The sequence below is a fragment of the Ancylobacter gelatini genome (genome assembly GCF_022601675.1).
Classification (GTDB): Bacteria; Pseudomonadota; Alphaproteobacteria; order Rhizobiales; family Xanthobacteraceae; genus Ancylobacter; species Ancylobacter gelatini.
In genome coordinates, this window is sequence record NZ_JAKVIL010000015.1 from 1 (window position 1) to 19,163 (window position 19,163).

Genomic DNA, 19,163 nt, shown 5'->3' on the forward strand with positions numbered 1-19,163 from the left:
GCTGATGCGCGTCAAGTCCGACAAGGGCACCCGCTTCGTCGCCATCTCCCTCAACGACGACAGCAAGGGCTGAGCCACCCGCTCCGCTCCGCTCACGGGCGACGGCGCTTCATATTATCGGGAGCGCATCCGAACGGGTGCGCTCCCGTGTCATCGGCCAGGCTGTGGCCCGTTCCGTCGCCCCCTTGGGGCTGCAGTCCAACCGATCGCGGGAAGTCCTCCGAAAGGGGGGCTTCCCGTTGTCGTTTGCGGCCGGCGCGCACATCGCTCCCAAATGGGAAATGGTGCGCGCCCGCGCGGTCGCCTAGGCAGGGGGCGCGAGGATCCTGTGCCGCCCGAGGCTTCCGGGTGGCCTGCCATTGGCCGGTCCGTCGCCCTTCCGTCGCCCCCCGGGGGCGGGCCGCCAATCCCGGGAAGCTCGCGAGAGCTTCCCGCGGGCCGCCGTCTCCCGGGCTCAACTGCCGCGATAGGTCGAATAGCTCCACGGCGTCACCACCAGCGGCACATGATAATGCCCCTCGGGGTCGCTCACCCCGAAACGGATCGGCACCGTGTCGAGAAAGGCCGGCTCCGGCAGCACGAGGCCGCGCGCGGCAAAATGCGCGCCTATATGAAACACCAGCTCATAGCGCCCGGCCCGCAGCGGCACGCCTGAAATCAGCGGCGCATCGGTGCGCCCGTCGGCATTGGTCACCGTCTCCCTGAGCAGCGCGCGCGCCGAACGCCCGACCTCGTAAAGTTCGATGCGCACGCCCTCGGCCGGGCCGCCCTTATGGGTGTCGAGGACATGGGTCGACAGTCGCCCGGCGACGTTCGGCATGCCGGACCCTTCCACGCGCTCGACGAGCCGCAGCCGGGTGATGAAGCCGATCTCCTCGATTGCGGCCGCAAGCTCCGCCTCAGGATCATTGCCGAGCCGGCGCTCGAAGGCGTCCAGCACCGCGTCCCGGGTCAGCCGGCGCACGCAGACGACGAAGGGAAAGCCGAACCGCGCGCGATAGGCCGCGTTCAGCGCCTCGAATCGCGAGAACTCGGCGTCAGACAGTCGGTCGAGTCCGAGCCCGGCCTGCTCGGCCACCGAGGCCGGGGCAATGTCGCCGGCCCGCGCCGCCTTGCCGCCAAGGTCCGGATGGGCGCTGACAAAGGCGATGCGCGCCGCGCGCGGGCGCGACCGCACCACCGCCATCAGTGCCGCGTGCAGCGCGCTCACGCTGGCGAACGGCCCGGCGGCATGGGCGCCTTCCGCGACCCAGGGTGTGTGCTCGAAAATCCCGTCCAGCGCGGCACAGAAACCGGCGGCGTCCATCGCGTTCAGATCGTCGAGGGCAATGCGTTCGGACACGTCGGTCTTCCTATTTCTGGTCGGGCAGCAGGCGATAAAGGCGGTCGGCGGTGAAGGGGGTTTGCGTGAGGCGCACCCCGGTCGCCTCGCATATCGCATTGGCCAGCGCGGCGGCGACGGGATTATACGGGCTTTCGCTCATCGACTTGGCGCCGAGCGGTCCGACGCGGTCATAGGTGTCCGCGAACAGGACCTGCGTCTGCGGCAGGTCGGCGAAAGAGGGGATGTGATAGCCGCGAAAGCTGGGATTGGCGATGGCGCCGGTGTCGTCGACGATCATCCGCTCATAGAGCGCGGCGCCGATGGCCTGGGCGACGCCGCCCTGCACCTGCCCGCGGCACTGCATCGGGTTGATCACCGTGCCGGCATCGGCGGCATGGACGGAGCGCAGGATGCGGATCTCGCCCGAGCGGCGATGCACCGCCACCTCGAAGCCCTGCACGTTGAAGGCGATGGAGCGCGGCGAGCCGCTGGCGTGGCCCACCGCCTCCAGCCCTTCGGGCGCCAGTGCAGACAGCGCAAGACGCTGCTCGCCCGCCACCACCGCATCGCCGTCGAGACGGCAGGCCTCCGGCGCGACGCCGAGCCGGGACGCGGCGGCGGCGCGGATCATCTCCGCCAGCGCCTGTGCCGCGCGCTGCGTCGCCTGCCCGGCGACGACGGTACCGGTCGAGCCATAGGCGCCGGTATCGTGCCTGACATGCTCGGTGTCGGACTGGCTGAGGGCGATGTTCGCGGCGCGCGTGCCGAGCGCGGTGGCGGCGACCTGCCGGTGCACCGTGCTGGTGCCGTTGCCGAATTCCGCCGTGCCGACGCTGAGCTGATACGTACCGTCCGCCAGCAGACGCAGCCGGCTTTCCGCCGTGTGCCCGCGCGGGGGGATGGTGTCGATCATCGCCGCCGCCATGCCTCGCCCGACCATCCAGTCGGGACCGGGATCGCCCGGGACGGCGTCGGCGAACGCGTTCTCCACCAGGTCGAGGCACTGGTCGAGGCCATAGCTGCCATATTCGACATCGTGCGGGTGCGGGTCGTAGGAGATGAGCGGGTCGTCCGGCACCACCACATTGCGCCGGCGCAGCGCGAACGGATCGATGTCCAGCGCCCGCGCGAGCTCGTCCATGGCGGATTCCACGGCGAAATTGGTCTGGCTCAGGCCATAGCCGCGAAAGGCGCCGGACGGCAGCGTGTTGGTATAGACGGCATGGCCATCCACCTTCTTGTTGGCGCAGCGATAGAGCGCGATACACTCATTGGCGCCGTGGAACAGCACCCCGCCGCCATGATTGCCATAGGCGCCGGTATTGGAAAGGATCTCCATCTCGATGGCGGTGAGCGTGCCGTCTGCCTTGGCGCCGAGCTTCACCCGCACCGTCATCGGGTGGCGGGAGGTCGAGGCGGCGAACTGCTCGGTGCGGGTGAATTCCAGCTTCACCGGGCGCCCGGTCTTCATCACCGCCAGCGCCACGATGTCCTCGGTGATCATCTCCTGTTTGCCGCCGAAGCCGCCGCCGACACGCTCGGCGAACACCCGCACCCGATCGCGCGGCAGGCCGTAGAGCCGGCACAGCGCGTCGCGGGTCAGGAACGGGGTCTGGGTCGAGGAGCGGATGACCAGCCGGCCGTCCGTGTCGCGCCAGCCGATGGCGCCGTGGGTTTCCAGATGCGCGTGCTGGACGCGCTGGCTGGTGTAGCTCCGCTCAAGGATCAGGTCGGCCGCGTCGAAGCCCTGATCGACATCGCCAATATGGCCGTGCAGTTCGGCGACGATGTTGCGCGAGATATCGGCGATGCGCGAAGTCGCCGGCTTGTCATGGATCACCGGCGCGCCGGGGGCCATGGCCGCTTCGGGGTCGAACACGGCGGGCAAGAGCTGGTAATCGACCGCGATGGCCGCGCAGCCGGCCTCCGCCGCCGCCTCGCTCTGGGCCACCACCACTGCCACGCGGTCGCCAACGAACCGCACCACCTCGTCGAGCACCCGCGTGTCGTCCACGTCGTCGGAGTGGTGATGATGGCGCGCCGTGGAAAATAGCGCGTCGGGAGCATCCTTATGGGTCAGCACCGCCACCACGCCGGGAACGGCAAGGGCGCGGGTGCTGTCGATGGCCCGGATGCGGGCATGGGGGTGGGGCGAGCGCAGGATCTTCAAATGCAGCAGGCCGGCGAGGTCGCCCACGGGCGCGGCGTCCATGGTGTAGCGCGCCTGTCCGGTCACGATATCCGGCCCGGCGGGAGCCGGCAGGCTGCGCCCGCTCGCCGCGCCATCGGCGTCCGCATCGAGCGAGCAGCGGCCGGCAATGGCGTCGGCGATGGCGCTGTAGCCGGTGCACCGGCAGAGATTGCCCTTGAGCGCGCGCGGCAGCTCGGCCTTCTGCGCGGGGTCGAGCGTGCTTGCCGTCATCACCATGCCGGCGGTGCAGAAGCCGCACTGGAAGCCCTGCGCATCGAGAAAGGCCTGCTGCATCGGGTGCAGACCCTCGCCGGGAACGGTGTCGGCTAGGCCCTCGATGGTGGTGATGGTGCTCCCCTCGGCGCGGAACGCCGGGACGAGGCAGCTATGCACCGGCTTTCCGTCGAGATGCACGGTGCAGGCGCCGCAGTCGCCGGCATCGCAGCCCTTCTTGACGCCGAACCAGCCGAGTTCGCGCAGCAGGGTGCGCAGGCATTGGCCGGGGCGGGGCTCGGCCTGCTGTGCGCGGCCATTGACGGTGAGGGTGATCAGGCTCACGGCGCGCCCTCCGCCAGTTCCGCCCTTATCTCCTCGGCGAACAGCACGGTCATGTGGCGGCGCCAGTCCGGCAGGCCGTGGAGGTCGTCATAATAGAGCGAGAGCGGGATCGAGGTGACGGCGTGGTGCAAGGCGTCGCGCGTCGGCACTTCGTCGAAGCGCAGCGGTACCGGGCGCCGTGTGGCGGCGGTGATGGTGAGGGCGAAATCATCGTCGCGCGCGCGCGTCCCGATCAGCAGCACACCGGAACGCCCGAGCGGCGTGAGCGAGGCGCGACGGAAGGCGAAGCGCCGGGTCAGCGCCTCGACGGGAATCTCGATGGCGCGCAGAACCTCGCCCGGCGCCAGCGCGGGATCTTGTGGCCCGCGTGCGAACCCCACGGCCGGCATGCGGCGCTCGCCGCCTTCCGCCGTCCAGATCACGCAGTCCCCCTCCAGCGCCGCGCAGAGTGAGATCATCGGCCCGGCGGGCAGGGAGAGGCAGAGATTGCCGCCCACGGTCGCGGTGTTCCAGACCTTGAACGAGGCGAGAAAGGCGCGGCAGCATTCGCCGATCAGCGGCGCCGCGTTCCAGCCCGGCGGCGCCTCGAAGGCGTAAAGCTCCGCCACCGTGCAGGTGGCGGCGATGGTGAGCCCGTGCGCGCCCGCCTCCAGTGCCGGCCAGCGCAGCGCGCCGAGGTCGATCAGCCGGCGGACATGCGGCTGCGGCTCCGAGAACAGCCAGGTGCCGCCACCGAGGAGGGCATCCCCGGCACGCGGCGGGCCGATCTCGTCGCGCCCGCGCGGGCGCACGACGTCGCTGATGGAATGGAGGTCCATGACCCGCGCTCCCGGGCCGTTCGCGCGCGCTCGCTCAGTCCCGGCCGACCGTGCACTCGATCTGGCCGTGCGGCTCGTCGGTGGGGGTGAACACCTGCTTGTCGAAGGCGCGGCCGAAGGGCGAGAGGTCGATCGGCAGGTAATGCTTGTTCGGGCAGGCCATGGAGATTTCGGCGATCTCCGGCACCGCCGCCAGCACGGCCTCGCCCATGAGGTACATGGTGTTCTGCACGCCGGGGCTGTAGGTGGTGGCGACGACGTTGAGCACGGTCTCGATCACCTTGGCATTGGCGGCCTCATAGGAGGCCGGTACGGACGACCACAGCCAGGAGGCGTCCATCGCGGTGGCCAGCATGCGGTCGCCGGTGGGCTTCAGCGTGGTGTTCTCGTCGAACCAGTAGTCTTCCCAGCCGGATTCCGTGGTCTTGAGGAAGGTGAAGCCGGAAATGCCGGAGATGACGGTGCTGCCTTCGCGCGTCGCCGAGAGCTTCACGAAGGGCTTGCCGTTGCCGTCGAGCACGAAGCTGTGGTCATGGGGCGCGCCATTGATCGGGATGCGCGCCCATTTGGTCTCATGGGCGGTGATGTCCACCTTCTCGACATGGGCGTAGCGATCGAGAAAATATCGGGCGAGCGCGCCGGCATAGGCCTCGTTCTCCAGTCCCACATTGTCGCGGGCGACGATGTTGACGATGTTCTTCACGGTATCGGTGGCGATCACCGAACGGTTGTCGCCCTGGGTAAAGGACGGGCCGAAGGCGCCGGAGAGCATGGCCTGCACGCTGAGTTCGCGCACCTCGTGGCGGGCCTCGTCGCGCTTCACGCGCATGATGCGCACCCGGCCCTTGCCGTATGTGTTGCGAATGAGCGGCATGCTGGACTCTCCCCTTTAGCCTCGGCGACCTCACATTCATGCGAATCCGATGCCAAGGCGCGCGGCGTCGGTATCGGCATATGGTCGCGTCCAATGCCAAGTGTAGCGGCCCGCACCGGCTCCGAAAGCCTGAATGTCGCAAACGGGTGGCGCGGCCGGATGCCCTGTCGCATGAAGGGGGTTGGAATACGCCGGGATCACCCGCCAAGGAGAGTGCCGATGTCGGCTGCCGCCCCGTCCCGCCCGCCCTTTTGCCTCGCCGGCCGGGTTGCGCTCGTCACCGGTGCCGGGCGCGGCCTCGGTTTTGAAATGGCGAAGGCGCTGGCGGCCGCGCAGGCGACCGTCGTGATCAACGGGCGCGATGCCGGGCGGCTGGAAGCGGCGGCGCAGGCGCTACGCGGGATGATCGCGGGCGCGCAGGTCGGGATCGCGCCGTTCGACGTCGCGGACACGGATGCCGGTGTCGAGGCGATCGACGCGATCGAGGCCCGGCATGGCGCGCTGGACATATTGGTCAACAATGTCGGCGCCCGCGACCGGCGCGCTCTTGCCGATTTTTCGGCGACGGAGGCGGCGGCGTTGATCGGCACCGACCTGATCGGCCCGATGATGCTGGCGCGCGAGGCGGCCGGGCGCATGGCGCGGCGCGGCCATGGCCGGCTGATTACCGTGACCTCGATCGCCGGTCATGTCGCGAACCGCGACGACCCGGTCTACACCGCCGCCAAGGCCGGGCTGACCGGGCTGATGCGCGCCATGGCGGTCGATTATGCCCGGGCCGGCATTACCTCGAACGCCATCGCCCCCGGCATGTTCGCCACGGAGACCAATCGAGGGCTTGTCGAGGACGCCGCCTTCTCCGCCTTTGTCGATATCCGAGTCCCGGCGGGCCGCTGGGGCCGGCCGCCGGAAATCGGCGGCGCGGCGGTGTTTCTCGCATCCGACGAGGCGTCCTTCGTGAACGGTCACGTTCTGGTGGTTGATGGCGGTCAGACCGTCCGCATGTAGCGGCGCGGCACTGCCGCCCCTCGACGCGGGCCGCGCGTGGCGCGATACAACGCACGGACCCACGGGAGGAAGGCAAGGATGACCGGCTTTTCCGATCGGCTGCGCGCCGAGACGACAGAGAACTGGCAGGCGGCGACCCGCCATCGCTTCGTCGACGAGATCTTCGCGGGGGCGGTGCCGCCCGAGATCATGGTTCGCTATCTGACCCAGGACTACCAGTTCATCGACCGCTTCGTGGCGCTGCTCGGCATGGCGATCGCCACGGCCGACCTTTATCCCTCGCGCATCCGCTTCGCGCAGTTCGCGGCGATGATCACCAGCGACGAGAACACCTATTTCCAGCGCGCCTTCGATGCGCTCGACGTGCCGGCGAGCGAGCGCGTGGCGCCTGCCCTCGCCGCGCCGACGCTGGGCTTCCAGGCGCTGATGCGCGAGGCGGCGCAGAGCGGGCGCTATCTGAACTGCCTCGCCGTGCTCACCGTGGCCGAGTGGCTCTATCTCGACTGGGCGGACCGCGCGGAGGCGGCGCTGCCGGGGGATTTCGTTCATGCCGAATGGATCACGCTGCACAATAATGACGGCTTCCGCGCCTTCGTGATCTGGCTGCGCGGCGAACTCGACCGGGCCGGTGCCCGCGCGGACGCGGCCGGGCAGGCCGAGGCGTCAGGCTATTTCCAGCGCGCGGTGGCGCTGGAGCGGGCCTTTTTTGATCACCTATACGAATAGTTCCAGCCCTACGTCTTTTGGCATACGGCATGGAAAGGCCAAAGTGCTGGGTGTGATCGCTCGAAACATGAGCGACTCAAGCAATGCCGACGTTTCGTTGCATACAATGCGCGCTGCGATCTGCGGGAAAACTCCATATCCGATAACCGATGGTGCAGCTTGCGGCATTTATCATAATCTCGAAATATCGGACCGGCCGAGGCGGATGCCACGGCCTGAAACCATAGGCGAATGCTGAGTCTTGTTCGCTCTTATTTCGAAGATGACACCAATTAAGCCATCAGATATTTGTTGACGTTATCCGTGGCGGTGTTACACGCGTACAGGCTTTGCAAGGAGAGTTTAGATGTCGGAACAGGACAGTTCGACGGTCGATTATCTGGGTCTCACGGCTGATGTCGTCGCCGCGTTTGTCGGGAATAATTCCGTTCCGTCGACCGAGCTTCCTGACCTCATCGCCAAGGTTCACGGCGCTCTGCTTCGCCTGACGGCTCCGACGCCGGTTGTCGTCGAAGAAGTTCTCAAGCCCGCGATCCCGGTCAAGAAGTCGGTGACGCCGGAATATATCATCTGCCTTGAGGACGGCTTGAAGTTCAAGTCGCTGAAGCGTCACCTGCGGACGAAGTACAACATGACGCCGGAAGAATACCGCGCGAAATGGGGTCTTCCCAATGATTACCCCATGGTGGCGCCGAGCTATGCCGAGGCGCGCTCCAATCTCGCCAAGAAGATGGGTCTCGGCCAGCAGCGCAAGAAGCCGGTCGCCGTCGCGCCGGCCAAGACCCGCGGCCGGGCGAAGAAGATCGCCTGATCCGTTTCGGGTCGCCCTTGCCGGGCATATATCGGCCGGAAAGATCTATCGGGGGCGCTTGAAGCGCCCCCGTCGCGTTTCTGGAGCCCGCTCAGGAGCGCGATTGCGCTGGTGTAACGGCGCCATCCGCCGGGCTGTTGCGATCGAGGATGGCGCGCGGCGTGCCGTCGGCCCGGATGGCTTCAATGCTGTCCGTGAACGGCGTCCGTGCCGGCGGACGACAAGCGGCCGCGCTCGGGTAAGACCCACCGGCTCCCGCCTCTGCGCCACTGCGCGGACGAGATCGGCGTGGAGGGCTTTCCGGGCTCGCCTCAGCGGTCCGGCCGGATCTCGTTCCCAAGCACCAGGCGCGTGACCCGCCAGCCATTGAGGTGGTGAGCGCGCAGCAATTCCCGAAGCAGCGGACCTTGCCGCTGCTTGAGCGCCTGCAGGATCTGTTCGTGCTCCATCACCGCGCAGCTCCAGCGCTGCCGGACGCGGTTGCCGGCGAAGCGGTAGAGCCGGACCCTTGCGCTCTCGGCCCGATAGACCCGCGAAAGCGCGGGATTATGGGCGCAGTCGACGATGTTCTGGTGGATGTCCTGGTTGATGCGGAAATAGCCCATCAGATCGCCGTCCCGCTGACAGGCCACCATCTGGCCATGCAGCGCCTCGACCGCCGCGAACTGGGCGGCCGTTGCGCGGGCGCAGGCCGGCTCGGCGGCCACGCTTTCCAGCCCGACCAGCAGTTCCATCGCCATGTCGACGTCGGCCGGCGACAGTTCGGCGACCTGCGCCCCGCGATTGGGCACGATGTGCAGCAGCCCCTCGGTCTCCAGGATCTTGAAGGCTTCCCGCAGCGGCGTGCGCGTCACGCCGAGTCCCTCGGTCAACATACGCTCGGAAATCCGCCGGCCGGCTGGCAGATCGCCGCCAAGGATCATGTCGCGCAGGCGTTCGGCGACATGGGTCGCGCTGCGGCCGCGCAGGCTGCGAAAGCCTTCCGGCGCAACGACGGACGCCGTTTCGGCAGGGGCCATGTCGGAGTCAGATTGCATGCAAATGCATCCCCTTATTTTGCTTTTGCGGCAATTCTCATTGACCACGTCCTATAATTACATGCAATATAGGAAATAGGCGCTATGAGCTTCGCGTGAAGACGAGGCTGGGGGCCGCTGAGGAAAACGTCACAGGAGAGAACAGGCATGTCCCCGTTCGATGCCGGATCGCGTCCCGTCCGCCCGGAGGCGCGGCTATGACGACGGAGCGTGCGACCGTGTCCGCGCCTGCGGAAAGCAAGGCGCCGGAACGTTTTCCCGATGACGACCTCCCGATCATCGACGCCCATCACCATTACTGGGATCTGTCGCTGCGCAAGCATCCCTGGCTGATCGACGCGCCCGTGCCGGGACATCGCTATGGCGACTATCGCGCGTTCTGCGTCGATTTCTGGCCGGAAGATTATGCCCGTGCCGTTGGCCGTCACCGGATTGTCGGCAATGTCTATATGGAAGCCGAGTGGGATCACGACGACCCGATCGGCGAGACGCGCTGGATTCACGACCTGGCGGCGCGCACCGGCTTTCCCCACGCGATGATCGCCCAGGCCTGGCTCGACCGCGACGATGTCGCCGAGGTGCTGGCGGCGCAGGCGCAGTTCGAGCTGGTCCGCGCCATCCGGCACAAGCCCAGGGGTGTTGCCCGCTGGCAGGACTGGACGCCCGGCCACGGCCTGCCCGGTTCCATGCTCTGTCCGCGCTACCGCGAGGGTTATGCGCGTCTGGCCGACCACGACCTGCATTTCGAATTGCAGACCCCGTACTGGCACCTGCCGGATGCCGCCGACCTCGCCCGCGCCTTTCCGCACATCCTCATGGTGATCAACCATGCCGGGGTGCCCGGAGACCGCGATCCCGACACGCTGCGGCGCTGGCGCGCGGCGATGGCGGAGGTGGCGACGTGCCCGAACGTGATGGTGAAGATCTCCGGCCTCGGCGTTCCCGGCGAAGCCTGGACCCGCGAGTCCAACGACTATGTGGTGCGCGAGACCATCGCGCTGTTCGGCGCCGAGCGCTGCATGTTCGCGAGCAATTTCCCCGTCGACGGCCTGTTCCGCTCGCTGGAAGGCATCTTCGACGACTTCAAGGCGATCACGGCCGGGCTGGCGCCCGCCGATCGTCTTCGCCTGTTCCACGATAACGCCAAGGCCGTCTACCGGCTGACCTGAAGGAGGAAACCATGCGCCTGATCGACACTCTCATGTCGTCACGACCCCTGCGCCTCGGCGCCGTCGTGGCGGCGCTTTTCGCGCCGCTCGCGGCCCCGGCCGTGGCCGCCGACTATCCCAGCCGCCCGATCACCGTCTTCGTTCCCTATCCGGCGGGCGGCGGCACCGACATTGTGGCGCGCACCCTCACCGGCCTGCTCGAGAAGGAACTCGGGGTGCCGATCAACGTCGTCAACAAGGCCGGCGGCGGCGGCATTCCCGGCCAGACCGCGGTCGCCAATGCCAAGCCCGACGGCTACACGCTCGGTGTCATCGCCAGCGATATCAGCCTCTACAAGCCCCAGGGTCTGGCCGAGCTGACCTTCGCCGACATGACCCCCATCGGCCAGACCAATGAACTGGTCGGCGGCGTCACCGTGATCGAGGGTTCACCCTACAAGACGATGCAGGAGCTGGTCGCGGCCATCAAGGCCAAGCCGGGCGAGCTGAAGGCCACCGGCGCGGCGCCGGGCTCGAACTGGAACATCGGCTTCGCCGGCATGATGCTCGGCCTCGGCCTCGACCCGGCCACGGTGATCTGGGTGCCGACCCAGGGTGGAACCGCCGGCCATCTCGACGTCGCCGCCGGCAACTCGACCTTCGCGACCGCCTCGCTCGCCGAAGGCCGCGCCCTCATCGAATCCAACAAGATCAAGCCGCTGGCGGTGATGTCGAAGCAGCGCCTCGACAGCTTCCCGGACGTGCCGACGTTGAAGGAAACCACCGGCATCGACTGGACCTTCGCGCTCTGGCACGGAATGGTCGGCCCCAAGGGCCTGCCGGACGATATCGTCGCCAAGCTCGCGCCCGCGGTGAAGAAGGTCGCGGAGAGCGAGGAGTTCCGCAAGCCGCTGCGCGAGCGCGGGTTTACTCCGGTCTATCGCGACCCGGCGCAGTTCCGCGAATTCATGGCGCAGGATCTGTCCGAGATGCAGCGCGTGTTCGACCAGCTCGCCAAGCTGAAGCAGAACTAGGAGCACGGCCTTGAAGATCGGCGGTGGCCTGCTCGGCCTGCTCATTGTCGCGCTCGGCCTCGCCGTGATCTGGAACGTGCGCGGCTTCCCGTCCATGCCCGGTCACAGTTTCGGGCCGGGCCTGTTCCCCACCATGATCGCCGGCGGCCTTCTGGTCTGCGGCGGCCTCCTGCTGGTGCGCGTCCTCCGGGCCGCACCGGCAGGCGCCTTCAGCGTCGATGCCGGCGCCTGGCGCGACAATCCCCACGGCGCCGTCAGCGGCGCCATGATGGTGGCGGCGATCCTCGCCTTCATCTTTCTCGGCGATGAGATCGGCTTCCAGATCATCGGGTTCGTCACCCTGTGCGCGTTTTATCTCTGGCTCGGGCGGGGGCCGGTAAAGGCGCTGACCATCGCAGCGCTCGTGATCGTCTCGCTCGACCTGTTGTTCCGCATCGTCCTGCGCGTGCCCGTGCCGTCGGGCCCCCTTACCGGCTTGTGGTGATCCCTCATGGATATGTTCATCGCCGCCCTTCACATGGTGATCGAGCCCTCGACGCTGCTCACGCTGGTCGCCTCCAGCCTGTTCGGCTTCGCCGTGGGCTGTCTTCCCGGCCTTACCGCCACGATGGCGGTGGCGCTGCTGGTGCCCATGACGTTCTTCATGAGCCCGATCGCCGCCATCACCTCCATTGTCGCGGCCTCCGCGATGGCGATCTTTGCCGGCGACATTCCCGGCGCGCTGCTGCGCATGCCGGGCACGCCGGCCTCCGCGGCCTATGTCGAGGATTCCCATATTCTCACCAAGCGTGGCGACGCGGGGCTGGTCATCACCTCGAACGCCGCGTTCTCCGCGATCGGCGGCATTTTTGGCACGCTCGTCCTGATCGTGGCGGCGCCGGCCCTTGCCGATTTCGCGCTCGATTTCAGCGCCTATGAGTTCTTCTGGCTCGGTGTGCTCGGGCTCTCCTGCGCGGTGTTCGTGGCGGGGGATGATCTGGTCAAGGGCATGACCTCGCTGATGTTCGGCCTGCTCATCGCCACCGTCGGAATGGACTACACGACCGGGCACCCGCGTTTCACCTTCGGCATCGTCAACCTGCTTGAGGGCGTCAGCTTCATTCCCGGCCTGATCGGCATGTTCGCCCTGCCGGAAATCCTGCGCTCGCTGCTCACGCCGGGCCATGTCGCCACCGTGGCGAAGATCCAGACCAGGGGCGCGTGGCGCAAGACCTGGGAAGCGGGGAAGCGCTACTGGGGGCAGATGGTGGGCGGCAGCGTGCTCGGCACCATCATCGGCGCACTGCCCGGTGGCGGCGCCGATACCGCCGCCTGGATCAGCTATGCCATGGCGAAGAAGACCTCGAAGGAGCCGGAGAAGTTCGGCAAGGGGCACATCGAGGGCATCGTCGCCGGCAGCGCCGCCAACAATGCCGCCCTGAGCGGGGCGTGGATCCCGGCCATCGTCTTCGCCATTCCCGGCGACACCATCACCGCCATCGGAATCGGCGTTCTCTACCTCAAGGGCGTCAATCCCGGCCCGACGGTGTTCATCAACAATGGCGAGCTGTTCTACGCCGTCTTCATCGTCTTCATCCTCGCCAATCTGCTTATGTTTCCGCTCGGCTCCCTCGCCATGCGCATCGCGCAGGTGGTGCTGCGCATCCCGCGCGACCTGATCCTGCCGGCGCTGCTCGTGCTCTCCGTCACCGGCGGCTATGCGATCGACAATGACTTCTTCGGCATCTGGATCCTGCTGGGTCTCGGGGCGATGGCCTATCTGATGGAGGAGAACGGGTTCCCGATCGCCCCCATGGTGCTGGGAATCGTGCTGGGCGAGATCGTCGAGCAGAACTTCATGCAGGCGCTGATCAGCAGCAACGGCAATCTTCTCGGCCTGTTCAGCCGGCCGATCGCCGGCGTGCTCGGCGCCGCCACCATCATCATCTGGACGGTCCCGCTGCTGCGGTGGATCTGGTCGCGGTTCGTCGCCGCGCCGGGCGTGCCGGCCAGCGGACATCGGGGACACGAATGAACTATCATCGCTATTTCGCCGTTGACCGCGAGCCGGTCGAGACCTGCGTCATCGGCACGGGCGGCTTCGGCCGCAGCTTTCTGGCGCAGGGCCTGAGGGTGCCGCGGATGCGGGCGCGCGTCGCCGTGGACCGGGAGGCAGGCATCGCCGCGCAGGCGCTCGCCTCCGTCGGGGTGGAGCCGGGCCGCATCCATGTCTGCACCAGTCCCGCCGAAGCGAGGGCGGCTTTCGCGGCCGGTGATTTCGTGGCGGCGGGCGATCTTGCCGTGGTCATCGACCTGCCGCTGGACGTGGTGATCGAGGCGACCGGGCATCCCGGCGCCGGCGCGCGCCATGCCCGGCTGGCACTGGCCGCCGGCCGGCATCTCGCTGTCGTCACCAAGGAACTCGACAGCGTGGTCGGTCCGGGCATTGCCCGGCTGGCCGCCGAACGCGGCAAGGTGTCCAGCCCGGTCGACGGCGATCAGCCGAGCCTGCTGATCGGCCTCATCACCTGGGCGCAGACGCTGGGCTTCGAGATCATCGCCGCCGGCAAGTCCAGTGAATATGATTTCGTGTTCGATCCCGCGACCGGCCTTCTGAGCAGCAATGGCCGCACGGTGTCGGCCCCCGCCATGGGCGATCTTCTCACGCTCGGGGACCGGCCGACCGCGGAACTCGCCGCCGCCCGCTCGCAAGCCGCCGCCATGCTACCCCAGCGGGCCGTGCCCGATCTGTGCGAATTGCTGATCGTCGGCAACGCCACCGGCTTCCTGCCGGACCGGCCGGATCTTCATGCGCCCATCGCGCGGATATCGGAAGTCCCGAGCTTCCTCGCCACCCGGGCCGAGGGCGGCCTGTTGGCGGGCGAGCAGCGGATCGACGTGTTCCACTGCCTGCGAACGCCGGACGAACCGAGCTTTGCCGGCGGCGTGTTCGTGATCATCCGCTGCCATGACCGCGAAACGTGGGACATGCTGGCCGAGAAGGGCCATGTGGTGAGCCGCACCGGCGACACCGCCATGCTCTATCTGCCGCGCCACCTGCTGGGACTGGAGGCGGCGACCAGCATTCTGGAGATCGCGCTTCTCGGCGCCTCGAGCGGGGGGCTCGCGCCGCGCCCGCATCTCGATCTGGTGACCCGCGCCACGCGTGACCTGCCGGCCGGCACCATGCTCGACATGGGCGGGCATCATCACACGATCGACGGGGCGACCGGCGAACTGGCGCCCGCCGCGCCATTGATGCCGGACGCGCCGGCGCCGTTCTATCTGGCCGCCAATTGCCGTCTGGCCCGTGCTGTCGCGCGCGGCCGGATCGTCACCATGGCCGACCTCGACATTTCCGAGGACTCCGAACTGCTGACACTTCGCCGGCTGCAGGACGCAGCCTTCTTCGACCCGGCCATGACGGCCGGCAGGATGTCGGAAGACGCCTGATGACCTTTGCCGGCACCAAGGAGATGTTCATGAAACCCCGTATTGCCCTCGCGCCGGGCGATCCCGCCGGCGTTGGCTCCGAACTCATCGTCCGGCTTCTGGCCAATGCCGTGAACCGGGACGCTGCTGACATCCTGCTGGTCGCCGATCGCGGCGAGCTGGAGGAAGGCATGCGCATCTGCGGCGAGCGCTTCGAGTACGCGGTGGCCGACGCCGATGGCGCGCCGGCCTTCGCTCCGGGCATTCCGGTGTTGGTCGATTATCGTGGCCGGGCCGAGGCCCCCTTCGAGCGGGCGGCGTCCACGGCCAATGGCGGACGCTACGCCATGGACACGCTGCGTCGCGCCATCGAGTACACGGTCGGGGGCGTGACCGATGCGGTCTGCTTCGCGCCGCTCAACAAGCATTCGCTGCATCTGGGCGGCCTTGGCCATCCCGACGAGACGCATTGGTTCGCCGAAATGCTGCATCCCAATGGCCCCTATGGCGAACTGAACGCGCTTGACGGGCTGTGGACCAGCCGCGTCACCAGCCATGTGCCGCTGAAGGATGTGTCCGGCCTGCTCACCGAGGAGCGCATCGTCGGTGCGATCCGGCTGATCCACTCCACACTGGTCGGCGTCGGCGTCAGCGAGCCGCGCATCGCCCTGTGCGGCCTCAATCCGCATGCCGGCGACAATGGCAGCTTCGGGCGCGAGGAAATCGACGTGATCGGCCCGGCGATCGAGGCGGCGCGCCGACAGGGATTGCCGGTGATCGGCATGTATCCGGCCGACACGATCTTCCTGAAGAAGGACGAGGTCGACGCGATCGTGACCATGTATCACGACCAGGGTCAGATCGCGATGAAGCTGATGGGCTTCTCACGCGGTGTTACCGTCCATGGCGGCATGCCGATCCCGATCGCCACCCCGGCCCATGGCACGGCCTTCGACATCTACGGCCAGGGCGAGGCCGGTTGGGGCGCAATCCAGGCGGCGTTCGATGTCGCCTGCCGCATGGCACGGGCCCGCCAGGCAAGGCAGCACGCCGCCTGACGACCATGGGGCGCCGCGAAGCGGCAGGCCCGGCGCGGCGCCCCTCTCTTATGTTGACCGCCACGTCCGCCCGGCTTTGGCTGGTTGCGCGTCAGCGCCGCCCGGCGTTGCGCGCCAGTGCGCCCTGACCCACGCGATCGTGCAAATCGCGCGTAGCGGCCGGGCGTGAGGCGTCTGTCATCCGCGCGGTCGTTCTGCGCGCTCATGCCACCCGTGACGCCGCCGGGAACCTTCCGGGGCAGGCGGGCGAGACCCCTGTCCCACCGCTCGTTCATCCGATTGCGCAAGCGACCGCGGAGGCCGCGTAGCCTCTTCGGCTGCGCGTTGTTGCAGCGTCTTCCCTTCCATCATGCAGGTCGTGACCCTCTCATCGGCATCGATTGCCGCTGGCAGCGGTCCCGTATTTCCAGACTCAAAAGTCAAACAATATGACTATTCAAGGCGCGTCTCCTGTGACATAAATTCCGCGTCCAGAAGCGCCCGGGACGTGGCACGCGGACGATCCCATGGGAGAAACGCCAATGAATTTCAAAGCTGTGCTACTTGCGAGCGCCCTCTCCGGTGCGCTGTTTTCCGTCGGTGCCAACGCCGCGGAGCTCACGGTCGGCTTTTCGCAGATCGGTTCGGAATCGGGATGGCGCGCGGCCGAGACCACCGTCTCCAAGGCCGAGGCCAAGAAGCGGAACGTCAATCTCAAGATTGCCGACGCCCAGCAGAAGCAGGAAAACCAGATCAAGGCGATCCGCTCCTTCATCGCGCAGGGCGTGGACGCGATCTTCCTCGCGCCCGTCGTCGCCACCGGCTGGGATTCGGTGCTGAAGGAGGCCAAGGAGGCCAGCATTCCGGTCGTGCTGCTCGACCGCGACATCGATCCGTCCGGCAAGGAGCTGTACCTCACCGCCGTCACCTCCGATTCGGTGCATGAAGGCAAGGTCGCCGGCGAGTGGCTGGTGAAGACCGCCGCGGGCAAGCCCTGCAACGTCGTGGAGCTTCAGGGCACCGTCGGCGCCTCGGTCGCCACCAACCGCAAGAAGGGCTTCGAGGACGGCATCGCCGGCGCCTCCAACGTCAAGATCGTCCGCAGCCAGACCGGCGACTTCACCCGTGCCAAGGGCAAGGAAGTGATGGAAAGCTTCATCAAGGCCGAAGGCGGCGGCAAGACGATCTGCGCGGTCTATGCCCATAATGACGACATGATGGTCGGCGCGATCCAGGCGATGAAGGAGGCCGGGCTTAAGCCGGGCACCGACATCCTCACCGTTTCCATCGATGCCGTGCCGGACATCTTCAAGGCGATGGCCGCCGGCGAGGCGAACGCCACCGTCGAACTCACCCCCAACATGGCCGGTCCCGCCTTCGACGCGGTCATGGCCTTCAAGGCCAAGGGGACGGTTCCGCCCAAGTGGATCCAGACCGAATCCAAGCTCTACACGCAGGCGGACAACCCCATGGCCGTCTACGAGTCGAAGAAAGACCTTGGATACTGAGCCCGTCGCGCCGCGTGCCTTCGGTGCGCGGCGTCGCTCGGCCCCTCCCGCGAGCCGGTACCCTCCGCCGGCTCGCGACGGTCACCCTGTCGTTCCGAGACTGCCATGCAGACGCTTGATCCCCTCCTCCCGCCATCTCCGGCGACCGGCCATGTGCCGCTGCTGCAGGTGACCGGTTTCAGCAAGGCCTTCGCCGGGTTTCCGGCTCTCGACAGGGTGAATCTCAATCTGGGTCATGGCGAGATCCACGCCCTTTTGGGCGAGAATGGCGCGGGCAAATCCACGCTGATCAAGACCATTACGGGCGTCGTCGCCCGCGACGCCGGCCAGTTGCGGCTCGACGGCGTGGACATCGCGCCGCGCTCGGCCGGAGAGGCGCTGACGGCCGGCATCGCGACCGTCTATCAGGAAGTGAATCTCGCCCCCAACCTGTCGGTCGCGCAGAACCTGTTTCTCGGCCGGCAGCCGACACGGTTCGGCCTGGTGCGCGAGCGCGAGATGCGCCGGCGCGCCCAGGCGCTTCTGGCGGAGTTCGGCCTGTCGATCGATGTCGGCGCGCCGCTCGAGAGCTATTCGGTCGCGATCCAGCACATCGTCGCCATTGCCCGTGCCGTCGACCAATCCGCGCGCGTCCTCATTCTCGACGAACCCACCGCGAGCCTCGACGCTCAGGAGGTCGAGGTGCTGTTTGCCGTCATGCGGCAGCTCAAGGCCCGCGGCATCGGTATCCTGTTCGTCACGCATTTCCTCGATCAGGTCTATGCGGTCTGCGATCGCATCACCGTGCTGCGCAACGGGCGTCTGGCCGGTAGCGCGCCGATCGCCGAACTGCCGCGCATCGAGTTGGTGAAGCTCATGCTCGGCCGCGAGCTGAGCGAGGCGACGGCCGCCCGCCCGGCGCGCGCTCCGGGCGCATCCGGCGCGCCGGTGGCCGCCTTCACCGGCTATGGCAAGACCGGCTATGTCGCCCCCTTCGATCTCGACCTCCCTGCCGGCCACGTCGTCGCGCTGGCGGGCCTGCTTGGCTCCGGACGCACGGAAACGGTGCGGCTCGTCTTCGGGGCGGAGAAGGCCGATTGCGGCACTGTCCGGACGGCCGGTGCGGTCGCGGCGGTCGGGTCGCCGCGCGAGGCGATGCGCCTTGGCTTCGGCTACTGCCCCGAGGAACGCAAGACCGAGGGCATCGTGGCCGATCTCTCGGTGCGGGAGAATATCGTGCTGGCGCTTCAGGCCCAGCGCGGGCCGCTGAGGCCGTTGTCGCGCCGCGAGCAGGACGAGATCGCGGCAAGGTTCATCCGGTTGCTCGATATAAGGCCGCCGGATCCCTCGCGCCCGATCGGGCTGCTGTCGGGCGGCAACCAGCAGAAGGCGCTGCTGGCCCGCTGGCTTGCCACCAAGCCGCGCCTGCTGATCCTCGACGAGCCGACGCGCGGGATCGACGTCGGCGCCCATGCCGAGATCATCAAGCTGATCCGCGAACTGTGCGACGAGGGCATGGCGCTGCTGGTGGTCTCTTCCGAGCTCGACGAGATCGTCACCTATGCCGACGAGGTGATCGTGCTGCGCGACCGGGCCCATGTCGCGCGGCTCACCGGTTCGCAGATCGACGTCCCGGCCATTCTCGCCGCGATCGCCGACACGCCGCCCGGCGCGGCGGCGACGGCGTAAGGGAGGGGCG

The 19,163-nt window shown here is 67.7% G+C and carries 16 protein-coding genes; 11 read left to right on the forward strand and 5 right to left on the reverse strand.

The genetic code is table 11. The annotated features are described in order from the left end of the window. Positions 1-454 precede the first annotated feature (454 nt). From uraD to pucL, 4 genes are read right to left on the reverse strand one after another with little or no spacing between them, the layout of a single operon-like run. Positions 455-1,306, reverse strand: a complete 852-nt coding sequence (gene uraD / locus MKI84_RS19870) for a 2-oxo-4-hydroxy-4-carboxy-5-ureidoimidazoline decarboxylase (RefSeq protein WP_241622071.1) — start codon at positions 1,304-1,306, stop codon at positions 455-457. A 46-nt stretch (positions 1,307-1,352) separates the two neighbouring features. Continuing rightward, complete coding sequence (locus MKI84_RS19875) at positions 1,353-4,064, reverse strand: molybdopterin-dependent oxidoreductase (protein ID WP_241622072.1); 2,712 nt, start codon at positions 4,062-4,064, stop codon at positions 1,353-1,355. A 5-nt stretch (positions 4,065-4,069) separates the two neighbouring features. Beyond that, a complete protein-coding gene (locus tag MKI84_RS19880; RefSeq protein ID WP_241622008.1) occupies positions 4,070-4,891 on the reverse strand; it encodes an FAD binding domain-containing protein in 822 nt (273 codons plus the stop codon). Positions 4,892-4,925: 34 nt separating this feature from the next. Further along, positions 4,926-5,765 carry a factor-independent urate hydroxylase gene (gene pucL / locus MKI84_RS19885; protein WP_241622009.1) on the reverse strand — a complete coding sequence of 280 codons (840 nt, stop codon included), beginning with the start codon at positions 5,763-5,765 and terminating at the stop codon, positions 4,926-4,928. 219 nt (positions 5,766-5,984) lie between these two features. Here pucL and MKI84_RS19890 point away from each other — a divergent pair, with 219 nt between their 5' ends. The 3 genes from MKI84_RS19890 (at position 5,985) to MKI84_RS19900 (ending at position 8,310) form a co-directional block, all read left to right on the forward strand. Then, positions 5,985-6,773 (forward strand): SDR family oxidoreductase, encoded by a 789-nt coding sequence (locus MKI84_RS19890; protein ID WP_241622010.1) that lies wholly within the window; start codon positions 5,985-5,987, stop codon positions 6,771-6,773. A 78-nt stretch (positions 6,774-6,851) separates the two neighbouring features. Continuing rightward, positions 6,852-7,499: a TenA family protein gene (locus MKI84_RS19895; protein WP_241622011.1), complete on the forward strand. Its 648-nt coding sequence runs from the start codon at positions 6,852-6,854 to the stop codon at positions 7,497-7,499. Between the two features lie 346 nt (positions 7,500-7,845). Next, the gene (locus MKI84_RS19900) at positions 7,846-8,310 is read left to right on the forward strand and encodes a Ros/MucR family transcriptional regulator (RefSeq protein ID WP_241622012.1); all 465 of its coding nucleotides are present in this window, start codon (positions 7,846-7,848) and stop codon (positions 8,308-8,310) included. Between the two features lie 311 nt (positions 8,311-8,621). Here MKI84_RS19900 and MKI84_RS19905 read toward each other — a convergent pair whose 3' ends face one another. Then, on the reverse strand, positions 8,622-9,347 hold the full coding sequence (locus MKI84_RS19905) for a GntR family transcriptional regulator (RefSeq protein ID WP_241622013.1): 726 nt from the start codon (positions 9,345-9,347) through the stop codon (positions 8,622-8,624). Between the two features lie 218 nt (positions 9,348-9,565). Between MKI84_RS19905 and MKI84_RS19910 the strand changes: the two genes are divergently transcribed. The 8 genes from MKI84_RS19910 (at position 9,566) to MKI84_RS19945 (ending at position 19,153) form a co-directional block, all read left to right on the forward strand. Continuing rightward, on the forward strand, positions 9,566-10,516 hold the full coding sequence (locus MKI84_RS19910; protein ID WP_241622014.1) for an amidohydrolase family protein: 951 nt from the start codon (positions 9,566-9,568) through the stop codon (positions 10,514-10,516). 11 nt (positions 10,517-10,527) lie between these two features. Beyond that, positions 10,528-11,529, forward strand: coding sequence for a tripartite tricarboxylate transporter substrate binding protein (locus MKI84_RS19915; RefSeq protein WP_241622015.1), 1,002 nt, complete (start codon positions 10,528-10,530; stop codon positions 11,527-11,529). A 10-nt stretch (positions 11,530-11,539) separates the two neighbouring features. Further along, positions 11,540-12,013, forward strand: coding sequence for a tripartite tricarboxylate transporter TctB family protein (locus MKI84_RS19920; RefSeq protein ID WP_241622016.1), 474 nt, complete (start codon positions 11,540-11,542; stop codon positions 12,011-12,013). A 6-nt stretch (positions 12,014-12,019) separates the two neighbouring features. Beyond that, positions 12,020-13,543, forward strand: a complete 1,524-nt coding sequence (locus MKI84_RS19925; protein WP_241622017.1) for a tripartite tricarboxylate transporter permease — start codon at positions 12,020-12,022, stop codon at positions 13,541-13,543. Further along, positions 13,540-14,961, forward strand: coding sequence for an NAD(P)H-dependent oxidoreductase (locus tag MKI84_RS19930; RefSeq protein WP_241622018.1), 1,422 nt, complete (start codon positions 13,540-13,542; stop codon positions 14,959-14,961). The genes MKI84_RS19925 and MKI84_RS19930 overlap by 4 nt, the downstream gene beginning before the upstream one ends. A 29-nt stretch (positions 14,962-14,990) precedes the next feature. Next, positions 14,991-15,998, forward strand: a complete 1,008-nt coding sequence (locus MKI84_RS19935; protein ID WP_241622019.1) for a 4-hydroxythreonine-4-phosphate dehydrogenase PdxA — start codon at positions 14,991-14,993, stop codon at positions 15,996-15,998. Between the two features lie 521 nt (positions 15,999-16,519). After that, positions 16,520-17,485 (forward strand): galactofuranose ABC transporter, galactofuranose-binding protein YtfQ, encoded by a 966-nt coding sequence (ytfQ, locus tag MKI84_RS19940; RefSeq protein WP_241622020.1) that lies wholly within the window; start codon positions 16,520-16,522, stop codon positions 17,483-17,485. Between the two features lie 105 nt (positions 17,486-17,590). Next, complete coding sequence (locus tag MKI84_RS19945) at positions 17,591-19,153, forward strand: sugar ABC transporter ATP-binding protein (RefSeq protein WP_241622021.1); 1,563 nt, start codon at positions 17,591-17,593, stop codon at positions 19,151-19,153. Positions 19,154-19,163: the final 10 nt, after the last annotated feature.